Annotated in this window: 19 protein-coding genes and 1 tRNA gene; 13 read left to right on the top strand and 7 right to left on the bottom strand. The window is 57.3% G+C overall.

All coding sequences use genetic code 11. The features are described from left to right. Nucleotides 1-568: 568 nt before the first annotated feature. Together A6013_RS13375 and A6013_RS13370 are read right to left on the bottom strand one after the other, a co-directional pair. Complete coding sequence (locus tag A6013_RS13375) at nucleotides 569-1,285, bottom strand: response regulator transcription factor (RefSeq protein WP_069733235.1); 717 nt, start codon at nucleotides 1,283-1,285, stop codon at nucleotides 569-571. A 24-nt stretch (nucleotides 1,286-1,309) separates the two neighbouring features. Then, the gene (locus A6013_RS13370) at nucleotides 1,310-2,008 is read right to left on the bottom strand and encodes an EAL domain-containing protein (protein WP_028012234.1); all 699 of its coding nucleotides are present in this window, start codon (nucleotides 2,006-2,008) and stop codon (nucleotides 1,310-1,312) included. A 278-nt stretch (nucleotides 2,009-2,286) separates the two neighbouring features. Between A6013_RS13370 and A6013_RS13365 the strand changes: the two genes are divergently transcribed. The 8 genes from A6013_RS13365 to A6013_RS13330 all read left to right on the top strand — a co-directional run bounded on the left by A6013_RS13365 (nucleotide 2,287) and on the right by A6013_RS13330 (nucleotide 13,129). Beyond that, a tRNA-Arg gene (locus tag A6013_RS13365) sits at nucleotides 2,287-2,363 on the top strand. A gap of 287 nt (nucleotides 2,364-2,650) precedes the next feature. Further along, nucleotides 2,651-4,834, top strand: a complete 2,184-nt coding sequence (locus A6013_RS13360) for a TonB-dependent siderophore receptor (protein WP_069733234.1) — start codon at nucleotides 2,651-2,653, stop codon at nucleotides 4,832-4,834. A gap of 127 nt (nucleotides 4,835-4,961) precedes the next feature. Continuing rightward, the gene (locus A6013_RS13355; protein ID WP_069733233.1) at nucleotides 4,962-6,935 is read left to right on the top strand and encodes a PhoX family phosphatase; all 1,974 of its coding nucleotides are present in this window, start codon (nucleotides 4,962-4,964) and stop codon (nucleotides 6,933-6,935) included. A gap of 102 nt (nucleotides 6,936-7,037) precedes the next feature. After that, on the top strand, nucleotides 7,038-8,426 hold the full coding sequence (gene pheP / locus A6013_RS13350; RefSeq protein WP_069733232.1) for a phenylalanine transporter: 1,389 nt from the start codon (nucleotides 7,038-7,040) through the stop codon (nucleotides 8,424-8,426). Between the two features lie 244 nt (nucleotides 8,427-8,670). Further along, nucleotides 8,671-9,906, top strand: a complete 1,236-nt coding sequence (locus A6013_RS13345; protein WP_069733231.1) for an MFS transporter — start codon at nucleotides 8,671-8,673, stop codon at nucleotides 9,904-9,906. A 15-nt stretch (nucleotides 9,907-9,921) separates the two neighbouring features. Further along, nucleotides 9,922-10,947 (top strand): sugar phosphate isomerase/epimerase, encoded by a 1,026-nt coding sequence (locus tag A6013_RS13340; protein WP_069733230.1) that lies wholly within the window; start codon nucleotides 9,922-9,924, stop codon nucleotides 10,945-10,947. Beyond that, a complete protein-coding gene (locus tag A6013_RS13335; RefSeq protein WP_069733229.1) occupies nucleotides 10,940-12,082 on the top strand; it encodes a Gfo/Idh/MocA family protein in 1,143 nt (380 codons plus the stop codon). Before A6013_RS13340 ends, A6013_RS13335 begins: the two co-directional genes overlap by 8 nt. 75 nt (nucleotides 12,083-12,157) lie before the next feature. After that, complete coding sequence (locus A6013_RS13330) at nucleotides 12,158-13,129, top strand: LacI family DNA-binding transcriptional regulator (protein WP_069733228.1); 972 nt, start codon at nucleotides 12,158-12,160, stop codon at nucleotides 13,127-13,129. On the opposite strand, the gene A6013_RS13325 is transcribed toward A6013_RS13330, so the two are convergent. Both A6013_RS13325 and A6013_RS13320 read right to left on the bottom strand, forming a co-directional pair. After that, nucleotides 13,130-14,374, bottom strand: a complete 1,245-nt coding sequence (locus A6013_RS13325; RefSeq protein WP_041911005.1) for a mechanosensitive ion channel family protein — start codon at nucleotides 14,372-14,374, stop codon at nucleotides 13,130-13,132. It abuts the gene before it with no gap. Between the two features lie 65 nt (nucleotides 14,375-14,439). Beyond that, a complete protein-coding gene (locus A6013_RS13320; RefSeq protein WP_069733227.1) occupies nucleotides 14,440-15,876 on the bottom strand; it encodes an MFS transporter in 1,437 nt (478 codons plus the stop codon). 107 nt (nucleotides 15,877-15,983) lie between these two features. Here A6013_RS13320 and A6013_RS13315 point away from each other — a divergent pair, with 107 nt between their 5' ends. The 4 genes from A6013_RS13315 to A6013_RS13300 all read left to right on the top strand — a co-directional run bounded on the left by A6013_RS13315 (nucleotide 15,984) and on the right by A6013_RS13300 (nucleotide 18,259). After that, entirely contained in the window at nucleotides 15,984-16,853 is an 870-nt protein-coding gene (locus tag A6013_RS13315; protein WP_069733226.1) for a helix-turn-helix transcriptional regulator, read from the top strand. 139 nt (nucleotides 16,854-16,992) lie between these two features. After that, nucleotides 16,993-17,322: a type II toxin-antitoxin system RelE/ParE family toxin gene (locus A6013_RS13310; protein WP_028012246.1), complete on the top strand. Its 330-nt coding sequence runs from the start codon at nucleotides 16,993-16,995 to the stop codon at nucleotides 17,320-17,322. Further along, a complete protein-coding gene (locus A6013_RS13305; protein ID WP_028012247.1) occupies nucleotides 17,303-17,590 on the top strand; it encodes a helix-turn-helix domain-containing protein in 288 nt (95 codons plus the stop codon). Before A6013_RS13310 ends, A6013_RS13305 begins: the two co-directional genes overlap by 20 nt. 78 nt (nucleotides 17,591-17,668) lie before the next feature. Continuing rightward, nucleotides 17,669-18,259, top strand: coding sequence for a hypothetical protein (locus A6013_RS13300; protein WP_069733225.1), 591 nt, complete (start codon nucleotides 17,669-17,671; stop codon nucleotides 18,257-18,259). 27 nt (nucleotides 18,260-18,286) lie between these two features. On the opposite strand, the gene nfsB is transcribed toward A6013_RS13300, so the two are convergent. From nfsB to A6013_RS13285, 3 genes are all read right to left on the bottom strand, one after another. Then, entirely contained in the window at nucleotides 18,287-18,940 is a 654-nt protein-coding gene (nfsB, locus tag A6013_RS13295) for an oxygen-insensitive NAD(P)H nitroreductase (RefSeq protein WP_047367650.1), read from the bottom strand. Nucleotides 18,941-19,060: 120 nt separating this feature from the next. Then, nucleotides 19,061-19,429 (bottom strand): MmcQ/YjbR family DNA-binding protein, encoded by a 369-nt coding sequence (locus A6013_RS13290; RefSeq protein ID WP_028012250.1) that lies wholly within the window; start codon nucleotides 19,427-19,429, stop codon nucleotides 19,061-19,063. Next, nucleotides 19,419-20,009 carry a TetR/AcrR family transcriptional regulator gene (locus A6013_RS13285; protein WP_028012251.1) on the bottom strand — a complete coding sequence of 197 codons (591 nt, stop codon included), beginning with the start codon at nucleotides 20,007-20,009 and terminating at the stop codon, nucleotides 19,419-19,421. Before A6013_RS13285 ends, A6013_RS13290 begins: the two co-directional genes overlap by 11 nt. Nucleotides 20,010-20,199: 190 nt before the next feature. Here A6013_RS13285 and A6013_RS13280 point away from each other — a divergent pair, with 190 nt between their 5' ends. Further along, entirely contained in the window at nucleotides 20,200-21,303 is a 1,104-nt protein-coding gene (locus A6013_RS13280) for a RomA family MBL fold metallo-hydrolase (protein WP_069733224.1), read from the top strand. Nucleotides 21,304-21,312: the final 9 nt, after the last annotated feature.

Below are 21,312 nucleotides of genomic sequence, written 5' to 3'. Positions count from 1 at the left end.
AAAACCCTGTAAATTAGTCTCCGCTTATTGGTTTGTATTATCTTCTGGATCTTAATGGCTATGTTTTTAAATTTAGCGGAAATATCCTGTTATCCCATTTACCGCATCTTTTCATCTTTATGTAATAACAAAAAATAACAGATGTCACTTTATGTTGCGTAATTGTTAATAAAAAAGACCGTCGATTCGGCGGGCGACCCAGGGTCAAAGAGGCGAAAAAGTGCCCTCGCAAGGTGTCAAACCTTCATCTGAAAGTGCTTAAGGCGCATCAACGTCACGCCATCATCGCGCAGGAGAACATGCTATTCACTTTGCTTTCCGCTCCAGGAGAGTGAAGCGAAGCTGCTTGTTTTTACATCATTATCATCTTATTAACGCCTTCTGCATTCACTTAACGGATGGAGGAAAGTGCTGCCTTTGGTTCATTCTGTGACATTTCACATGGTTCCGAACCATAAATTAGGAATAGTTATAAAATCGAATACATTGTTAAAATTTAACCATTTCATAACATGCGTGGTAAGTAAATTCCTAAAGCGCTTTAGGAAATAAGAAGTTAGTGCGTAAGTTAAAACGTGCAGTCAGAGAAGTTATTAAGAAGGTGTAACAATTCCTGGCGATGGCTCAGCCCCAGCTTAAGCAGGATGCAGCTGAGACGATAGATAATGCGGCTATAGGGGCGATTCTGCAGAAGGGCAATCTGACGCAGCGTCTTACCGCGGGCAAGCTCCTGCAAAATGGGCCATTCATTGCGGGAAAACCAGTCTTTATCGGACCCCTGCGGCGGGCGGGCATCCATCAGGCTGTGTTGAAGCCCTGCCGCGTTCATCTGACGTTCCAGCACGTGAAAAGGCCCCGCCGCTTTGCAGAAGAGGCGGGTATCATAATTATCTGCCCGGACCAGTAGCCACGGCGTCAGGAAGGGGGGATACAGGCTATGCCTTCTTAACTGATCCAGTTGATCAATTAGCCCGGTGGAACGGCTTTCTACATCTACCACCAGACGCGCTGAAGGCCATTGTGCCTGAGCGCCGAGCGCATCATCCAGTGAGATATAGTCGCAACAGCTGCTCAGGGGAAACTGCCCATTGAGAAAACCGGTGCGCAGAAAATGATCCTCCGTGACCAGAATGATAAACGGAGCGTCGGTTTTTCGGGGCTGGCTGATGGACTGGCTCAAAAACTCGAGCCGGTCGAAAAAGGGGGGAGCAAAAGGTGAGCGCGTAAATCCCAGTGCATCACTTCCTGTACGCCGCCGCCGGTAACGGCGCACTGTCATTCGCATGGTCTCCCTCCTGGAAATGGCTCTTTAATCCTCCGGCCATGTCCAGGACGGCCAGTAATATCCCTGGCCGAGATCTGCGCCTGCCTGCAGTGCCCAGGTGCGATCGCGTTCAGTCTCAATACCTTCGATGAGCACGCTCCCGGCCAGCTGAAAGCAACGTGAAACCAGCTGCCTCAGCGCGGGTGTGGCGCGTAAACGCCAGAATGCGCCCTTATCAATTTTGATGCCGTTCAACGGTAATCGACAAAATAAAAACGGCTGAATGACCGTTTCGTCGATGTCATCCAGCCATATACTGTGCCCCTGTTCCCGGAGTTTCGACAGGTTTTGAATGACGCGCTGCTTCTGTGCGGCAGAGAAAGCCAGAAAGGCAGAGAGATCAACAATCTCGATATTCAGCGGCGTGTTTTTCAGATTGATGAGCCGCTGAAAAGACGCTGGCTCTGTCATAACGGTTATCGGCAGATTAATAAAAAGGTTATTACCGTGCGGCGTCTTTTTTAGTGCGGCAAGCTGCGCTTCAAGCAGCGTCATTGACCAGCCTGCCGACTGATGGCGAAAAAAATCCTCGCTGTGCTGCGTTTCGGACAGAATGCTAAGCACCTCCACGCCAACCTGACGCTGAGAGGTGAGGGCGACGACAGGCTCCAGTTTGATGCCGACGATGTCCTGAGAAATAAACTGTAATCGGGGGGGCGTATCGAACGGGTTTTGCGCTGTCACTCCATTGTCCTGTTGTCTGTCAGCCTCCAGGCGGCCGGGAAACCTCGCTCTAGTGTGACGAGCCGACGAGCAGGAAAACAGCAGGCGTTACTTAAATACAACTAAGCCTTTTCGCAGCGCTAAATTTTACGGTGAAACAGCGAGAAATGTTGAGAAAATAGCCGTATTTACAATCGGCTAGCGGTAATTGCCCCCGAAAACGGAAAAGGCATTGACTCACCTGACATTGACCGTATAATTCTTCGCGTTTCACCACCGCGAAGTTCACTCTTCTCAGTGCGCCCTTAGCTCAGTTGGATAGAGCAACGGCCTTCTAAGCCGTAGGTCGTAGGTTCGAATCCTACAGGGCGTGCCATTTAGAAACAGGCACTTACGCCAGTTTCAAACCATCCTGATTTTCTCCTTGTGTCGTATTTGCGTCATGGTTGCCAAAATGGCCTCATTTTCCGTGCGTGTGATCTCAAAGGGTTCAGCGCAAGGTGAGCATCCCCTTTTATCACGCATTAATTTGAGCAGGATCCTGCAGAGATTTGTGCTTGCCAAAGCATAGATAATGCGTATAGTTCTCATTTGCATTGCAACCAATATATTCTAAAGCCCGTCCACGGGCTATTTTTGCGCGCACTTTCAAACGAGTTAACGATGAACAACACCAAAATGCACAAAACGCTGCTGGCGCTCGCCATTGGCGCGGTTACACATTCCGCCTGGGCGGCAGAGGATAAAAAAGAAGACACCATCGTTGTGCAGTCTGCACCTGCCGGTGACTTTAAACCCGGTGGCGACCAGCTGGTGCCGGCCTTCCTTGACGGGCAGGTGGCCAACGGCGGGCGAATGGGGATGCTCGGCCAGCAGAACGCCATGGACGTGCCGTTCAACATCATCAGCTACACCTCAAAGCTGGTGGAAGATCAGCAGGCGAAAACCATTGCTGACGTGGTCGCCAACGACGCGGGCGTGCAGTTTGTGCAGGGTTACGGCAACAGCGCGGAAACCTTCCGCATTCGCGGCCTGAAGTTTGACGGCGACGACATGACCTTCGGTGGCCTCTCCGGCGTGCTGCCGCGTCAGGTGGTGGATGCCCAGATGGTTGACCGCATTGAGATCTTCAAAGGGGCCAACTCCCTGATGAACGGCGCGGCAAGCTCGGGCGTGGGCGGGATGATTAACCTTGAGCCAAAGCATGCCGGGGAAACGCCGCAGGCGAAAGTGGGCGTGGACTACACCTCGGATTCCCAGATTGGCACCACGCTGGATGCGGGGCGTCGCTTTGGCGATAACGACCAGTTCGGCGCGCGCGTGAACCTCGTGCATCGTGAAGGGGAAACCGGCGTACCGAATGACCGCCGCCGCACCACGCTGCTCTCCACCGGCCTGGACTACAAAGGCGACCGCTTCCGCACCTCGCTGGATCTGGGCTATCAGAAAAAAACCTTCCACGGCAGCCCGACCAGCGTCAACATCTCGGCGGTGGACTTCGTGCCTGAACCACCGAAGAACGATCGTAACTTCTCGCAGAAGTGGGCCTACAGCGATATCGAAAACGAGTTCGGGATGTGGCGCAGCGAGTATGACATCACTGACAGCTGGACCGCCTATACCGGCCTCGGCGCGCAGCACGCGCACGAAGAGGGGATCTACAGCGCGCCGAAGCTGATGGACAAAAACGGTAATGCGGTGGTCAGCCGTCTGGATACCAACCGCATCAGCGATTCCGTCAGCGGGATGGCGGGCATTCGCGGTAACTTCACTACCGGCTTCGTCTCGCACAAGGTCAACGTGGGGTACTCCGCGATGACCAAAAACGAAAAAATCGCCTGGAAAATGTCGGCGACGGCGGATAACCCGACCACCAACATTTATCACAACACCGGCGTCGCGATGCCGGACAGCACCAACTTCAACGGCTCCGGCGGTAAATACAGCGATCCGCTGACCAGCGGGCGCACCCGCACCCAGGGCTGGCTGCTGAGCGATACCCTGGGCGTGTTTGATGACAAGCTGCTGTTCACCGCAGGCGCGCGCCATCAGAAAGTGGTCGTTCGCGGGTATAACAAAATTACCGGCGCAGAAAACGACGCGGACGGCTTCGACGGCAGCCGCTGGATGCCAACCTACGGCGTGGTTTACAAACCGTGGGAAGAAATTTCCCTCTACGCCAACCACACCGAAGCGCTGCAGCCGGGCAAAACCGCACCTAACACCGCCACCAACTACGGCCAGAGCACCGGCATCGTTCACTCTAAGCAGAACGAAGTGGGCGTGAAGGCGGACTTCGGGCGCGTGGGCGGCTCTCTGGCGCTGTTTGAGATTAAAATGCCCTCGGCGATCCTCGATGCTAACAATCACTACGGCCTGGACGCTGAACAGCGCAACCGTGGCGTGGAGCTGAACGTCTTCGGCGAGCCGATGCTCGGGATGCGTCTGAACGCCAGCGCCACCTGGCTGCAGGCGGAGCTAACCAAAACCAAAAACGGCGTGAACCAGGGCAACGATGCGATCGGTATTCCGAACTTCTACGCCGTGCTGGGTGCGGAGTACGACATCAAGCCGGTTGACGGCCTGACAGCGACCGCGCGCGTGAACCACTCCGGCACGCAGTATGCCGACCTCGCGAACAGCAAAAAGCTGGATAGCTACACCACGCTGGATCTGGGCATGCGCTATCGCTTCGCGGTGAACCACAACGCAAACCAGATGACCGTGCGCGCGGGCATCGACAACGTGACCAATGAGAACTACTGGGCCAGCGTGGACGATTCCGGTACCTACATCACTCAGGGCGAACCGCGTACCTTTAAGGTCTCGGTTGGCTACGAGTTCTAAGCGTTCCACCTCGTTATCCGGGGCACGGATGCCCCCATCCTTCCGTCATCGCGTTATAAAATTGTAATAAAAGCTTCTTACACTGGTCGCCAACTCTTTACCTCTTGGCCAATGACAGGAAGCCGCTATGGGCAGACCCCTCAAATCCGTTTTTAAAAAAGAACATCGCGACGACATCGCTAACCGCAGCGCAAACCCGGTATTCTCCGAGGTGGCGGAGGTGTTCCTCTCCCGCCGCCGTTTTCTCCAGATGGGGGCCGTTGCGGGGGCCGCCGTATCATTCCCGTTTCTGATCAAACCTGAGAACGCCATTGCCGCGGTATCGAAACCGTCCGCGCTGGCAAAAGCGGTGTCGCTTGGGTTTACCAGCATCTCTGTTTCCACCGAAGATACGGTCAGGGTGCCGGAAGGCTATATTGCCCGCCCGTTCTATCGCTGGGGCGATCCGACGGGTCTCAAAGACAACATGCCGGCCTTTAAGCCGGATGCCAGCAATACCACGGACGAACAGGCCGCGCAGGCGGGCATGCATCACGACGGCATGGCGTGGTTTAGCCTGCCGCAGGGGGGGCAAAGCCCGGAGCATGGCCTGCTGGCGATGAACCATGAATACATCGACAACGGGATGCTGTTTACCGACGGTACGGCGAACTGGAGCCTCGACAAGGCCCGCAAGGGGCAGAACGCGATGGGCGTGTCGGTAGTGGAAGTGAAAAAAGCGGGCAGCGACTGGCAGGTGGTACGCCCGTCTTCATATGCCCGCCGCATCACCGTCAATACGCCGATGCAGCTTACCGGCCCGGCGCGGCATCAGGACTTAATGAAAACCGCCGCCGACCCGCAGGGGGAGCGCGTGCTGGGCACCATGCAAAACTGCGCTAACGGCCACACGCCGTGGGGCACCTACCTCACCTGCGAGGAAAACTGGTCGGATATTTTTGTCAAAAAAGCCGATCTCAATCCGCTGGAAAAACGCTACGGCATCAGCGACAGCGATGAATCCTACCGCTGGAACGAGGTGGACGAGCGGTTCAGCGTCGATAAAACTCCTAACGAACCCAACCGTTTCGGCTGGGTCGTGGAGATCGATCCCTACGACCCCACCTCCACACCGCGCAAGCACACCGCCCTGGGCCGCTTTAAGCATGAGGGGGCAGCCGTCACGCTCGCCGCCGATAACCGCGTGGTGGTCTACATGGGGGACGATCAGAAGTTTGAGTACATCTATAAGTTTGTCTCGGACAAAAAATACGATCCCGCGAACCGTGAAGCCAATATGCAACTGCTGACCTCCGGCACGCTGTACGTCGCCAGGTTCAACGAGGACGGGAGCGGAGACTGGCTGCCGCTGATCTTCGGTCAAAATGGCCTGGATAAGAGTAAAGGGTTTGAAAGCCAGGGGGATCTGCTGATTAAAACCCGCCTGGCGGCCGACGCGGTGGGGGCGACCAAAATGGATCGCCCCGAATGGATAGCCGTCGATCCGCACGCCAGCGGCAGCGTCTACTGTACGCTCACCAACAACAGCGATCGCGGGAAAGAGGGGAAAGCGCCGGTGGATGCCGCCAACCCGCGCGCCAACAACGTGTTTGGGCATATCATGCACTGGCACGAAGACGGCGCGGACCCTGCTGCTGCACGCTTTAAGTGGGATATTCTGGTCATGGCCGGACGCACCGACGGCGACGATCCGAAGGCCAAAGGCTCCATGCAGGGCGCGGCATTCGGCAGTCCTGATGGACTCTCTTTCGATCATCAGGGCGTCCTGTGGATCCAGACCGACGTCTCCTCCAGCACCATCAATAAGAAAGCGTACGAGGGGATGGGCAATAACCAGATGGTGGCGACCATTCCGGGCACCAACGAGTATCGCCGTTTCCTGACCGGACCGCGCGGGTGTGAGATCACCGGCATTGCGTTTACACCAGACAACCGCACGCTGTTTATCAACATTCAGCACCCAGGGGAGGGCGGGGATGATATTACCGACCCGGCCAATCCTCGCGCCGTCTCCAACTGGCCGGACGCCAGTCCGAACGGACGCCCGCGATCGTCCACGGTGGTGATCGTTAAAGCGGACGGCGGAATTATCGGGTCGTGACGTTTATCCGCCGGGCGCACGCGCTGGCCCGGCGTTAAGCTTGCTACCACCAGCATGAAGTGTTAAAACGTGCCCCTTCTAAAAAAGAGACAGGGGTAGGGCGTGAAAGACGCGTCATCCGCTTCAGGCCATGGTCGCGCTGAAGCCTCGTCGGATCAGAATCCGACGCTGCAACGTGGTTTGCAAAATCGACATATTCAGTTAATTGCCCTCGGCGGCGCAATCGGTACCGGGCTGTTTCTCGGCATCGGCCCCGCCATTCAGATGGCCGGTCCGGCGGTTCTGCTGGGTTACGCTATCGCCGGGATTATCGCCTTCCTGATCATGCGCCAGCTCGGCGAGATGGTCGTTGAAGAGCCGGTGTCAGGCTCCTTCGCGCACTTTGCCTATAAATACTGGGGCCCGTTCGCAGGCTTCCTCTCCGGCTGGAACTACTGGGTGATGTTCGTGCTGGTGGGGATGGCGGAGCTGACCGCCGCCGGCATCTACATGCAGTACTGGCTGCCGGACGTGCCCACGTGGATCTGGGCGGCGGCCTTCTTCATCATCATTAACGCCGTTAACCTCGTCAACGTGCGCCTTTATGGTGAAACCGAGTTCTGGTTTGCGCTGATTAAGGTGCTGGCAATTATCGGCATGATCGGCTTTGGCCTGTGGCTGCTGTTCTCCGGCCACGGCGGCGAGCGTGCCACTATCGACAACCTGTGGCAGCACGGCGGCTTCCTGGCGACCGGCTGGAAAGGGCTCATCCTCTCGCTGGCGGTGATTATGTTCTCCTTCGGCGGTCTGGAGCTGATTGGCATTACCGCGGCCGAAGCGCGCGATCCGCACAAAAGCATTCCGAAAGCGGTCAACCAGGTGGTGTACCGTATTCTGCTGTTCTATATCGGCTCGCTGGTGGTGCTGCTGGCGCTTTACCCGTGGGTGGAAGTGAAGTCCAACAGCAGCCCGTTCGTGATGATTTTCCACGATCTCAACAGCAACGTGGTCGCTTCGGCACTGAACTTCGTCATTCTGGTGGCCTCTTTGTCGGTGTACAACAGCGGGGTCTACTCCAACAGCCGTATGCTGTTTGGCCTCTCCGTACAGGGCAACGCACCGAAGTTCCTTACCCGCGTCAGCCGCCGCGGCGTGCCGGTGAATTCGCTGTTCCTTTCCGGCGCGATTACGTCTCTGGTAGTGCTAATTAACTACCTGCTGCCGAAACAGGCCTTCGGCCTGCTGATGGCGCTGGTTGTCGCCACGCTGCTGCTGAACTGGATCATGATCTGCCTGGCGCACCTGCGTTTCCGCGCGGCGATGCGCCGTAAGGGACGCGAGACGCAGTTCAAAGCGCTGCTCTATCCGGCGGGGAACTACCTCTGTATCGCGTTCCTGGCGTTGATTCTGGTGCTGATGTGCACCATGGATGAGATGCGGCTTTCAGCAATGCTGCTGCCGGTATGGGTGGTGTTCCTGTTTATCGCGTTTAAGCTTTCACGCAAAAAGTAACCCGTTTTTCTCCCTCTCCTTGTGGGAGAGGGCCGGGGTGAGGGCAACAGACCGCACCAAACCAGACCGCACCTGCCTTCACGCCCGGTGGCGCTGCGCTTACCGGGCCTACAAAACACTGCTTCATCTTTATCGTGACCCCCCTCCCAAATCTTCTACGATCCAAAGGATCTTTATTTTGTAATCGATTACTTTTCATTTGAGTTGTTTTGTAATCGATTACTTTTTCCGGGTGAGGCTTATCATGGTGTCAACTGAAAGTAGTGAAAAGGCGATAGCGCAGCACCGGCTGCTGGTGCCGCGGCTGTCGCTGATGATGTTTCTGCAATTTTTTATCTGGGGTAGCTGGTCGGTCACGCTTGGCCTGGTGATGACCCAGCACAACATGTCTCTGCTGATTGGCGATGCCTTCTCCGCCGGGCCCATCGCCTCGATTCTTTCGCCGTTCGTGCTCGGGATGCTGGTGGACCGCTTCTTCGCCTCGCAGAAGGTGATGGCGGTGATGCACCTCGCGGGCGCGGCGATCCTCTGGTTCGTGCCGGGGGCGCTGATGGCCGAGAACGGCGCGCTGCTGATTGGCCTGCTGTTTGGCTACACGCTCTGCTACATGCCGACGCTGGCGCTGACCAACAACATCGCGTTCCATAGCCTGGCGAACGTGGATAAAACCTTCCCGGTGGTGCGCGTGTTCGGCACCATCGGCTGGATCGTGGCGGGCATTTTCATTGGCGTCACCGGCGTGGCGTCCAGCGTTACCATCTTTCAGGTAGCGGCGGCCAGCTCCGTGCTGCTGGCGCTTTACAGCCTGACGCTGCCGCACACGCCTGCGCCCGCGAAAGGCCTGCCGGTGAAGGTGCGGGATCTCTTCTGCGCGGATGCCTTTGCGCTGCTCAAAACCCGCCACTTTTTCGTCTTCTCCGTCTGCGCGATGCTGATCTCCGTCCCGCTCGGCACCTATTACGCCTACACCGCCTCGTATCTGGCGGATGCAGGAATTGCCGACGTCAGCACCGCCATGTCCTTCGGGCAGATGTCCGAGATCTTCTTCATGCTGGTCATTCCGCTGCTGTTCCGCCGTCTGGGCGTGAAGGTCATGCTGCTGATCGGCATGCTGGCGTGGTTTGTGCGCTACGCCATGTTCGCGCTGGGCGTCAGCGAGGAAGGGCGCATTCTGCTGTATCTCGGCATTCTGCTCCACGGCGTCTGCTACGATTTCTTCTTTGTCGTCGGCTTTATCTACACCGACCGGGTGGCAGGTGAAAAGGTCAAAGGCCAGGCGCAGAGCATGATCGTGATGTTCACCTACGGCATCGGCATGCTGCTTGGCTCGCAAATTTCCGGCGCGCTCTATAACCGCCTGGTGGCAGGGCAGACCGTGCCGCAGGCGTGGGTGACATTCTGGTGGATCCCGGCGGTAGCGGCCGCGGCGATCGCGCTGATTTTCCTTTTCACGTTTAAGTATGACGATGACAAGGCGTAACGTTCAGGAGGTGGTATGAGGACGATGAAAGGCCCCGGCATTTTTCTGTCGCAGTTTATTGGCGCAGAAGCGCCGTTTAATTCGCTTGACGGGCTGGCTGAATGGGCGGCAGGTAAAGGTTATAAGGCGGTGCAGATCCCCTGCAACCATCCGCACATCTTTGACGTCGAGAAAGCCGCAGAGAGCCAGGCCTACTGCGATGACATCGCCGCAAAGCTGGCCGCGCACGGGCTGGTTATCAGCGAACTGTCGACCCATCTCGAAGGGCAGCTCGTGGCGGTGAACCCCGCCTACAGCGACGCGTTTGACCACTTCGCGCCCGCCGCCGTGCGCGGTAACGAGGCGGCGCGACGGGCGTGGGCAACCGAAAAACTGAAGCAGGCGGCGGTCGCCTCGGCCAGATTAGGGCTTAAGGCGCACGCCACCTTCTCCGGCTCGCTGGCGTGGCCGTTTTTCTATCCGTGGCCGCCGCACAACGAGCAGCGTTTTCAGGAAGCGTTCGAGGAGCTGGCAACCCGCTGGCGGCCAATACTGGATACCTTTGGCGAGCAGGGGGTGGACGTCTGCTTTGAGCTGCATCCCGGGGAAGATCTGCACGACGGCGTGACCTTCGAGCGTTTTCTGGCGCTGGTGGATAACCATCCGCGCTGCAACATCCTCTTTGATCCGAGCCATATGCTGCTCCAGCAGATGGACTATCTGGCCTTTATCGACATCTTCCATGCGCGCATCAAGGCGTTCCACGTGAAGGATGCCGAGTTCCGCCCCAGCGGGCGCAGCGGCGTGTACGGCGGCTACCAGCCGTGGATCAACCGCGCCGGTCGCTTCCGTTCGCCCGGCGACGGGCAGATCGACTTTAAGGGCATTTTCAGCAAGCTGACCCAGTACGACTACGACGGCTGGGCGGTGCTGGAGTGGGAGTGCTGCCTGAAGGATGGCGATACCGGGGCGAGTGAAGGCAGCGAATTTATCCGCCGCCATATCATTCCCGTTTCCGGACGGGCGTTTGACGATTTCGCCGCAGGGGGCAGTCATGATTAACGTCGGGATCGTCGGCAGCGGGTTTATTGGCCCGGCACATATCGAGGCGCTCAGGCGCCTCGGGTTTGTTCAGGTGGTCGCGCTGTGTGACGGCTCGCTCGTTAAGGCGCAGGAAAAGGCGCGCCTGCTAAACGTACCGCACGCGTACGGCAGCGTTGAGGAGCTGCTCGCGCACCCTGATTTGCACGTGGTGCACAACTGCACGCCGAACCACCTGCATGCACAGATTAACCGCCAGATCCTGTGCGCGGGCAAGCACGTGTTTTCCGAAAAGCCGTTGTGCATGACGCCTGAGGAGGCGCGCGAGCTGGTGGCGCTGGCGGAGCAGGCGGGCGTGGTGCATGGCGTGAGCTTTGTCTATCGCCAGTTTGCGATGGTGCGCCAGGCGGCGAGCATGCTGCGCGCAAGCAGCCTCGGGCGGATTTTTGCCTCACACGGCAGCTACCTCCAGGACTGGATGCTGCTGGAAACCGACTACAACTGGCGGGTGGATGCCGCGCTCGGCGGCGCATCGCGCGCGGTGGCGGATATCGGCTCCCACTGGTGCGACACGGTGCAGTTCGTCACCGGGCGGCGCATTACCGAGGTGATGGCTGATTTATCCATCGTCTGGCCGACGCGCAGGGCCAGCAAGGGCGGGAATCAAACCTTCTCCCATGACGAACAGGCGGAGTATGAAGACAAACCAGTCACGACCGAAGACTTCGGCTCGGTGCTGTTCCGCTTTGACGACGGCAGCAAGGGCTGCTTTAGCGTCTCGCAGGTGAGCGCCGGGCGTAAAAACCGCCTGACGTTTGAGATAAACGGCAGCGAGCGGTCGGTGGCATGGGATCAGGAGATCCCGCAGCAGCTGTGGATCGGCCATCGTGCGCAGGCCAACCAGACGCTCACCGACGATCCGGGCCTGATGAACCCTGACGTGGCCGACAGCGCCCATTTCCCCGGCGGGCACATTGAAGGCTGGCCGGATGCCTTCAAAAATATGATGGCGCAGTTCTACCGCGCCGTGCAGGCGGGCGCAATGCCGGAGACGCCGCAGTTTGCGACGTTTCACGATGGCGCAAACGTGATGTATATCATTGATGCCATTGTGAAAAGCCATCAGCAGCAGCGCTGGGTGCGCGTGGAATGCTGACGCATTGCCCGGTTCGCCGGGCAACAAATTTATGGTAGCCTGCACAAAACGCTAACCGCAGGATGTATCGTCGCTATGTCAATTCAGAAAATCGCTCAGCTGGCCGGGGTTTCCGTGGCGACGGTCTCCCGCGTGCTGAATAACAGCGACACCGTGAAGGCGAAAAACCGCGAGCGCGTTCTGCAGGCGATTCAGGAAAGCAACTACCAGCCAAACCTGCTCGCCCGTCAGCTGCGCACCGCCCGCAGCTATATGATCCTGGTGATGGTGTCCAACATCGCCAACCCGTTCTGCGCCGAAGTGGTGAAGGGCATCGAAGCCGAGGCGGAGAAAAACGGCTACCGCATTCTGCTGTGCAACTCCGGCTCGGACATCGAGCGCTCCCGCTCGGGCTTGAGCCTGCTTTCAGGCAAAATCGTCGACGGCATTATCACCATGGACGCCTTCTCGAAGCTGCCGGAACTTGCCGCGCTGATTGGTTCTGCACCGTGGGTGCAGTGCGCCGAATACGCCGATGCGGGCGCGGTCTCCTGCGTCGGCATCAATGATGTGGACGCTTCACAGCATGCCGTCAGCCAGCTGGCCGACGGCGGCCGCAAGCGTATCGCGATGATCAACCACGATCTCAGCTACAAATATGCCCGCCTGCGCGAACGCGGCTACAAGAGTGTGCTCCACCTGCGGGATCTGGACTATCAGGCGGTGGAGTATGCCAGCGATCTCAGCTCCGGGGCGGGCATGGCGGCGATGCAAAACCTGTTAAAAGATAATCCGCCGGATGCGGTATTTGTCGTTTCCGATACGCTGGCGGCGGGCGCGCTGCGCGCCATTCAGCAGGCAGGTCTGCGGGTGCCAGAGGATATTGCCGTGGTCGGCTTTGACGGTACGGAGCTGGCGGACATGATTTCACTTACCACCATCGAACAGCCGTCGCGCGATATCGGGCGCAAGGCGGTCAATCTTCTCTTAAACAAAATCGACAACCCGGATGCGCCCACGGAAAGGGTGATGATGGACTGGCGCTTTATTTCCCGCGCCAGCACCTGATTATCTGGCAATAACGCCTGCCAGGGAGCGAATATCGTTCCCGGTCGGCGACTGGTGAATACGCAGGCCAAACTCATCCACTACCGCGAAAATATGGTCGAAGATATCGGCCTGAATATCTTCGTATTCCGCCCAGATTACCGTATTGGTAAAGGCATATATTTCAATCGGCAGCCCGTTGGCATCCGGCGCCAGCTGGCGCACCATCAGCGTCATATCTTTACGAATACGCGGATGATTACGCAGATATTCATTCAGGTAAGCGCGGAAGGTGCCGATATTGGTCATCTTGCGCAGGTTTAATACCGATTCCCCTTCGCCGTTCTGCTGATTCCACAGGCTAATTTCCTCATGGCGCGCGGCCAGATAAGGCTTCAGCAGTTTCGCCTGAATCAGCTTCTGCTGCTCCTGCTCGTCGAGAAAATGAATGCTGGTGGTATCGATATTCAGGCTGCGCTTGATGCGTCGCCCGCCGGAGGCGGACATCCCACTCCAGTTGATAAAAGCGTCGGAGACCAGCGCCCACGTCGGAATGGTGGTGATGGTGTTATCGAAGTTGCGTACTTTAACGGTCGTCAGGCCGATGTCCGTCACCGTACCATTAGCGCCGTACTTCGGCATCTCCAGCCAGTCGCCGAGCTTGAGCATGTCGTTGGCGGAAAGCTGAATACCCGCCACAAGGCCGAGTATCGGGTCTTTAAACACCAGCATCAGAACGGCGGCCATCGCACCCAGACCGCTGATCAGAATCGCCGGGGACTGGCCGATCAGCAGGGAGATAATCAATATCCCCACCAGGATAGCGCTCACCAGCTTGATGCCCTGGAAGATCCCCTTCAGCGGCAACTGCGAGGCGGTCGCCATCTTTTGCGACAGATTAAATATCACGTCCAGCAGCGAGAAGAAGGAGAGCAGGGCATACACCATCACCCACAGCTTCGCGCAGGTGGTGAGTATTTCCGCCGCTTCGCTGCCTTTTTGCAGCCACAGTACCGCCTGAACGTTGACGATTATCCCCTGCAGGGTAAAGGCCAGACGGTGAAATAATTTATTCTGGGTAATGATTTGCAGCCATAAATGGCTACTGGCCTGCGCGCGTTTCTCGAATGCGCGCAGCACCAGTTTGTGCAAAATAAAATGAACAATGATGGCGGTGAGAAAAATAATACCAAAGATAATCACTAAAGAGGTGGTGTGATTAATTTCAATCCCTAACTCTTCAACCTGAGCAATTAATTCCTGCATAACGTCTCCTGTATTGTTGCAGCCCCATAATGGCGGCTGCGGATCTATTATGCAAATTCACAGGGTTATTTGGCGGCCTCACAGACCTTCACTACCGGCAGGCAGAGACGATGACGCATGCGCAGCGTCGCCAGCGCCAGGATAACCATCAGGCAGGTTTCCACCGCCAGGAAAAGGGTAATCGCCTGCGCGTAATCCCCGTGGTAATGCTGCAGCCCGTGCAGCAAAATCGCCCCGAAAATGGCCGGTCCCAGACCCAGCGCGGCCTGCTGCAGCGTGCTGAGAATGGCGCTTGCGGCCCCTGCGTCGTCAGGCTGGATATCGCGCATCCCGATGCGGTAGAAGCTGTTTACAATCAGCGCCTGACCGTAGCCCACCAGCCCGGTGGCAGGGGCCAGCGTCAGCGCGGTGTTGTTTACGCCCCAAATCCGGAACGTCGCGATGAGCGCCAGCAGGCCGATTATCTGAATTGCCAGACCCGTCAGCAGAATCGTGCTGGTACTGTAGCGGGCAATCAACCGCGGCGCGAACCAGGCAGAGATAAAATAGGTCACGCCCAGGGCGATAAAGCTGTTTCCGGACTGCCACGGCGCCATCCCCAGACCGGTCTGCATGGTCAGCGCCATACAGAACATAAACCCGGACCAGACGCTGAAAAAGAGCAGCGCAATCACGATGCCAAAGCGAACGCTGCGAAGCTGAAGCAGGCGTGGCGGGATCAGCGGATGGGCATTCTCTCGCTCCTTTTTGCGCGCGTTCCGCGCCATCAGCCAGGCCAGCGGAATAATGGCTAGAAGCATAACCTTCAGCGACCACGGCCAGTGCCACTGCGGACCGAGCGCCATCGGGAACAGCAGGCAGCAAAGAATGAGGGCCAGCAGCACGGTGCCTGTCCAGTCGATGCGCGACGGCGTTTCACGACGGGTTTCCGGCACGTAGCGGCGGCTTAACGCCAGCACCACCAGACAAATCGGCACGTTGATAAAGAAGGCGTTACGCCAGCCCAGCCCGGCGATATCCGCCGACACCAGCCAGCCGCCGCCCATCTGCCCGACGATAAACGCAATCCCGCCAATGCCGCCAAACAGGCTAATGGCTTTCGCGTGGGCGCTCCCTTTTAGCGTGACGTGCAGCGTGGCGAGGATCTGCGGCATGATGAGCGCTGCCCCCGCGCCCTGAACGATGCGTGCGGCCAGCAGTAGTTCAATATTTCCCGCCATCCCGCACAGCAGCGAGGCCAGCCCAAAAACGGCCACGCCCCACATAAACAGGCGACGGCGGCCACGGTTATCCCCCAGCTTGCTGCCGAGCGCAAGGCAGACGGCAAAGGCCACGCCGTAGAGAGCGACAATGAGCTCCAGCTCGGTGGCGGTGGCGTGCAGCGAGTGGGTGATGGCGTCCAGCGCCACGTTGGTGATTGAGGTATCAATCATCGGCAGCATCTGGCCGGTTAACAGCAATATCAGGCCTGCGCGACCCGGTGAAACAACTGACGTATTCATGGTAACTCCATTGCGTCATTCATCAGATGGTCGTAGCATCAACCATCTGATAAACGGGTACCAGTTCTTGCTTATACTGGTACTGGCACTACCATGCAGGGGGATTTATGGCCTTGATGTCTGAACCCGTCACCTCACTTCAGGATGACACCCGAAAACAGCTGGGGGCATTTTTACGCGCCCGGCGGGAAAGCCTCGATCCCCAGCGTCTCGGCCTGCCGCGCAGCGGTCGGCGGCGCACGCCGGGCCTGCGCCGGGAAGAGGTGGCGATGCTCGCTGACGTGGGCGTGACCTGGTACACCTGGCTTGAGCAGGGCAGGGACGTCAACCCCTCCAGCGCAGTGATGGCCGCCATCGCAAAAGCGCTGCAGTGCACCCCGACCGAGGCCCGGCATCTTTTCGTGCTCGCCGGCTTGCCGCCGGGTGAAGCCCCGCAGGCGGTCTGCTGCGAGGGCATCAGCGAAGGCACGCGCCGCCTGCTCGATACCCTGATGCCTAAACCCGCCAGCATTCAGAAGCCCAACTTCGACATCGTCGCGTGGAATGACAGCTTCGGGCACCTGATGGGCGTTGATTTCAATGACATCCCGCCGGAAGACCGCAACTGTATTTACCTGTTCCTTACCCATCCGGCGTGGCGCGCGCGTCTCGGCAGACGCGACGACGTGCTGCCGATTTTCGTCTCCTATTTCCGCGCGGCGATGGCCGAGCACCGGGGCGACCCGCTGTGGGAAGCCAAACTGGCGCGCTTCTTCGCGGTGTCCGAAGAGTTCAAAACCCTGTGGCACCAGCGCAACGACGTGCGCGGCGTGGAGAACCAGCTCAAGCTGTTTACCCATCCAGAACTGGGAGATTTTACGCTGCAGCAGATGTACTGGTACTCCGCGCCGCGAAACGGATCGCGGCTACTGGTGTATCTCCCGGTGGATGAGGCGGGGGAAAGGGCGATGGAATGGCTGGCGGCGCAGGGGAAGTAAGTTTTTTGCGAGGCGCTTTCAGGTAATCAAAGCGGCTCCGGTTCTTCCTGTTAAAAATGGGTAAGGTGGGACACGAAAAGCTAAATTAGCCTTTAATGCAAATTGCCTTATATGCTAATATCATCAGGGATGAAATATCGTGTTCAGACTTATCGTTCATGAGGCGGTAAGGGAAGAGATTCTCTTACTACCTGCTGGGGTGAAGGCGAAGCTGATTCGCCAGCTTGATAAATTGCGTTTAAACCCGACGGCTCTTCGGGAACCTGACAGCAAACCATTGCCGCATGGCCTGTTTGAAATAAGGACCGTTGGGCTGATCCATACCCGAGGTATCTATGTTTACCAGCGGGAAAAGACGATTTTTCTTTTGCGCGTGTTTGTTAAGAAGACGCAAAAAACGCCCTCTGCTGAACTTCGTCTGGCACTGAAGCGACAACAGGAGATGTTGGATGAGCAAGAAGATTATTGACTGGGATGAACTCAGGGCTGAACTGTTAAGCGATTCAGAGGTTCAGGCTTCCTTTGATGCAGAAGAGCGCAAGGAGCGTTTGCGGGAGATGCTGGCGCAATGGCGCAATCATGCTGGCCTGACGCGCGCCCAGGTGGCGGAGCGGATGGGCGTCAGCGCACCAACGGTATCAAGAATGGAAGCGAATATTACCCGGGCAAGTCTCGATACATTAACGCGTTATGCGCTGGTGTGCGGGATCAAGCATCCGCAGATTACGCTTTATTGACGCTTAATCAACTTACTGAATTTACGCGATTTCTATTGGAAGTTAAGTTGACTATACTTATGCGATGAGAAACAACTAATGATTGATTCCGCAGAGTTCAGCCAAAAACTTGGGCTTATCTCCCGAAACGTCGAACATACCGAAGCATTTCTGGCGCGGGGTACTGCGGATTTTCATCTGCCGGGGTTCTTGCTGCCTGTCGGATACCGGCTTTTAAAATCGCGTTATGGTGATGAATATCGTCTCGTGACTACCGATGACGGTAAGCCTTATACGGCGTATGCCGTGAAGCTTACATTTCATAAAGAAATTACCTTTCCCCACGGTGCCGCCACGCAGGTGATGGTATGGCGCACCCCGCGCGCCGTCCACCAGCGCGTAATAAGCGGATTACCGCAATTATTTTTCCAGTGGGTGCTCAGCGAATACGACATCGTAGTCTCCGACAGCGAGCAAACGGGGGACGGACAACGGTTCTGGCTGCGCATGATCGACTGGGCGTTCACCATGAACTATCGCATTAGCGTGGCAGACGGTACAGTGGGAGAAGAATGGACGTTAACGCCCGTAAACTGTTACGCCGAGCTGGAAGAGCGCTGGATTGCCTTTGCCTGGGGAAGCGATCGCGATGTGCATCCACACCGCAGGCTGGTCATCAGTAAAACGTAACGGGCCGCGTGCAGCGACCCGTTTGAATCAGCACTCAGTCACAATCGTGCTCAGCGGCAGACGAGACTTCGGCAGCGTGGCGTTAAAATCTTCCACGCTGTGATGCCCAACCGGGACCACCACCAGGCTGGTGAAGCCTTTCTCTTTCAGACCAAACTCTTCATCCAGAATCGCCGCGTCAAAGCCTTCAATCGGCACCGCGTCCAGGCCCATCGCGCCCACGCCCAGCAGGAAGTTACCGACGTTCAGGTAAACCTGTTTCGCCATCCACTGGTCGTCATCTTTCAGATCCACACGGTGCATGTCGGCGAAGTAGGTGCGGCCCTTATGGTTCGCGGCTTTGGCTTCCGGCGTGTTGAAACGGCCATCGGCCTCTTCCTGGTCGACAACGCGTTCAAGCCAGGCGTCGTCCATCGCGGTTTTCGCGCAGAACACCACCACGTGAGAGGCGTCCAGCATTTTGCGTTCGTTGAACACGTAAGTGCCCGCCGCGGATTTCGCCACGCGGGCTTTACCTTCCTCGGTGCTGGCCACAATGAAGTGCCACGGCTGGGAGTTGGTGCTGGACGGGCTGTACTGCAGCAGGGTTTTGATTTTCTCTGCTTCTTCAGCGGTCAGTTTTTTGGTTGGGTCGAACGCCTTGGTAGAGTGGCGTTTCAGGGCGACAGAAATGATATCCATAACTACTCCTGGTAATGAAATTCGCCCGTGCGCGGGCGCGAAAGGAGAGCAGATTACCGCGCGAAGCGGCAAAAGATAAGTGCGATTCGAGCGGTTATACTGTTCGGGACAGACGAACAATCAGGCAGGGCGTATCCATTTCTGGTCTTTTTTCGGCAGCTTATCGACGACCAGGTTCCACGAATCCTCGATCAGGTCGGCGACCAGTTCTGGCGTGATGTCCTCGGTGCCGTAAAGCGAAATCCAGTGTTTTTTATTGAGGTGGTAGCCCGGCTCAACGCCACGGTAAATCTGCTGATTTAACAGGGATTTTTCCGGGTCGGATTTCAGGCTAACGTGGGGGCGTCCGTGCGCGGTGGCCATCAGCATAAAAATTTTCCCGCCCACCTTAAACACGTCGTACTCGGGGCCAAACGGCCAGCAGTGTTCGGTGAAAGGCATCTCCAGCGCGACGCGTTTTGCGTGCGCCTGCAGGGATTTACTGTCCATCGTTATCCTCCTGAGCCAGCCCGCGCCACATGGCTTCGAAACCCAGCGCTTTAAAATCGGTGGCGCGGGACGGATCGCGGGTGGCAAACTCCATGGTGGTTTCCGCCAGCGATAAGAAAAGCGCATCGCCAAACGTTTTGAATTCATCGGACATAAACACCGGGCGCACCGAACGGCGGCATAGCTCGTGAAGTTCCGGGAACATCTCTTTCACCGCCTGTTCCGTTTCAGCGCTCAGCTTTTCACTCACGCCAATCTGGCGGATCGCCGCATGCGCCACGGGGTTACGAATCCCCCAGTCCACGTAGCTGTTCCAGATATTGCGGGTATGCTCTTTAGGAAGCGTGAGGGTGCGATCGAGGTTCGCCAGCATGGTCTGGCAGAGATCCTGCTTGAGGTGCAGGTAAAGGGCATTCAGCAGATCGTCTTTAGTAGCAAAGTAGCGAAACAGCGTGCCTTCAGCGACGCCCGCATTACGGGCAATTAACGCCGTTGAGGCGGCAATACCTGACTGTGCAAATGCCACCGTCGCGGCTTCCAGTAAGGCCTGTTTTTTATCTTCACTCTTCGGACGTGCCACTAAATTTTTCCCCCTTTCAATTATAAAAACCCTGATTGAAACACGTGCTTTGACACGCTGCAACGCGGAATGTCAAAGATCGAAAACGTCTTGACGACTTTATCATCATATCTATAATGAGTGCTTACTCACTCATAATCAAGTTTCCCTCGCGTAAACCATCGGATGGCGCGCGTTTTCGGGTCAGGATATGAAAAAGCCTCTCTTCATCTGCGTGGTGTTCCTCATGATTATTGCTTCAGCTACGAGTTTACCGTTTGTTCTGAATGCCGGATTTGGCCAGCCGCCGCAGGGTGCGCAGCTCACACAAGTGGAGGCTTCTCCGCACTATCGCGACGGAAAGTTCCACAACGCGCTCCCGACGCCTGGCTTTACCGGGCAGCAAAACATGCTGGTGGCGTGGTGGCAGTTCCTGACCCGTAAAACCGAAAACGCTCGTCCGGCGCAGCCGCTGCCGCTGGTGAAAACCGATCTGGCGAGCCTGCCTCTGGAGCAGGATACGCTGGTGTGGCTCGGCCACTCCTCGTGGTATATGCAGCTGGCGGGAAAACGCATTCTGATCGACCCGGTCCTCGGCAACTACGCCGCGCCGTTCTCGTTCCTCAATAAAGCGTTTGCGGGAGAGTATCCGTGGCGCGCGGAGAGCATGCCGGAAATCGACCTGCTGATTATCTCGCACGATCACTACGACCATCTGGACTACGCCACCTTCCGGGCGCTGCTGCCGAAGGTGAAGCGCGTCGTTACGCCGCTCGGCGTGGGATCCCACCTGCGCTACTGGGGAATGAAGCCTGAGATTATCGACGAACAGGACTGGAACCAGTCGGTGCACATCAGCGATGCGCTGACGGTTCATGTCCTGCCCGCGCGCCACTTCTCGGGGCGCGGCATTAAGCGTGACCAGACCCTGTGGGGCAGCTTCATGTTTGTCACGCCAGAGCAGAAGGTCTACTACAGCGGCGATTCCGGTTATGGCCCGCACTTTAAGGCCATCGGCGAACAGTTTGGTGAAGTGGATTTAGCCATCATGGAAAACGGCCAGTACGACCAGGACTGGAAGTACATCCACATGCTGCCGGATGAAACGGCGCAGGCCTCGGCGGACCTCAATGCGAAAGCGGTGGTGCCGGGGCATAACGGACGCTTCGTGCTGGCGAAACACACCTGGAACGATCCGCTGATCCAGCTGGCGCGGGCCAGCAAGGACAAAAACTATCGGCTGCTGACGCCGGAACTGGGTGAGCCGGTCCGGGTGAGCGATAGCACGCAACAATTTCGTGAGTGGTGGGAATAATGTTGAACC

Origin of the sequence: Enterobacter sp. IF2SW-B1, from assembly GCF_001743375.1 — a bacterium.
Lineage (GTDB): Bacteria > Pseudomonadota > Gammaproteobacteria > Enterobacterales > Enterobacteriaceae > Enterobacter > Enterobacter bugandensis.
The sequence above is the reverse complement of the archived record's forward strand: the minus strand, read 5'-3'. Positions and strand labels throughout refer to the sequence as shown.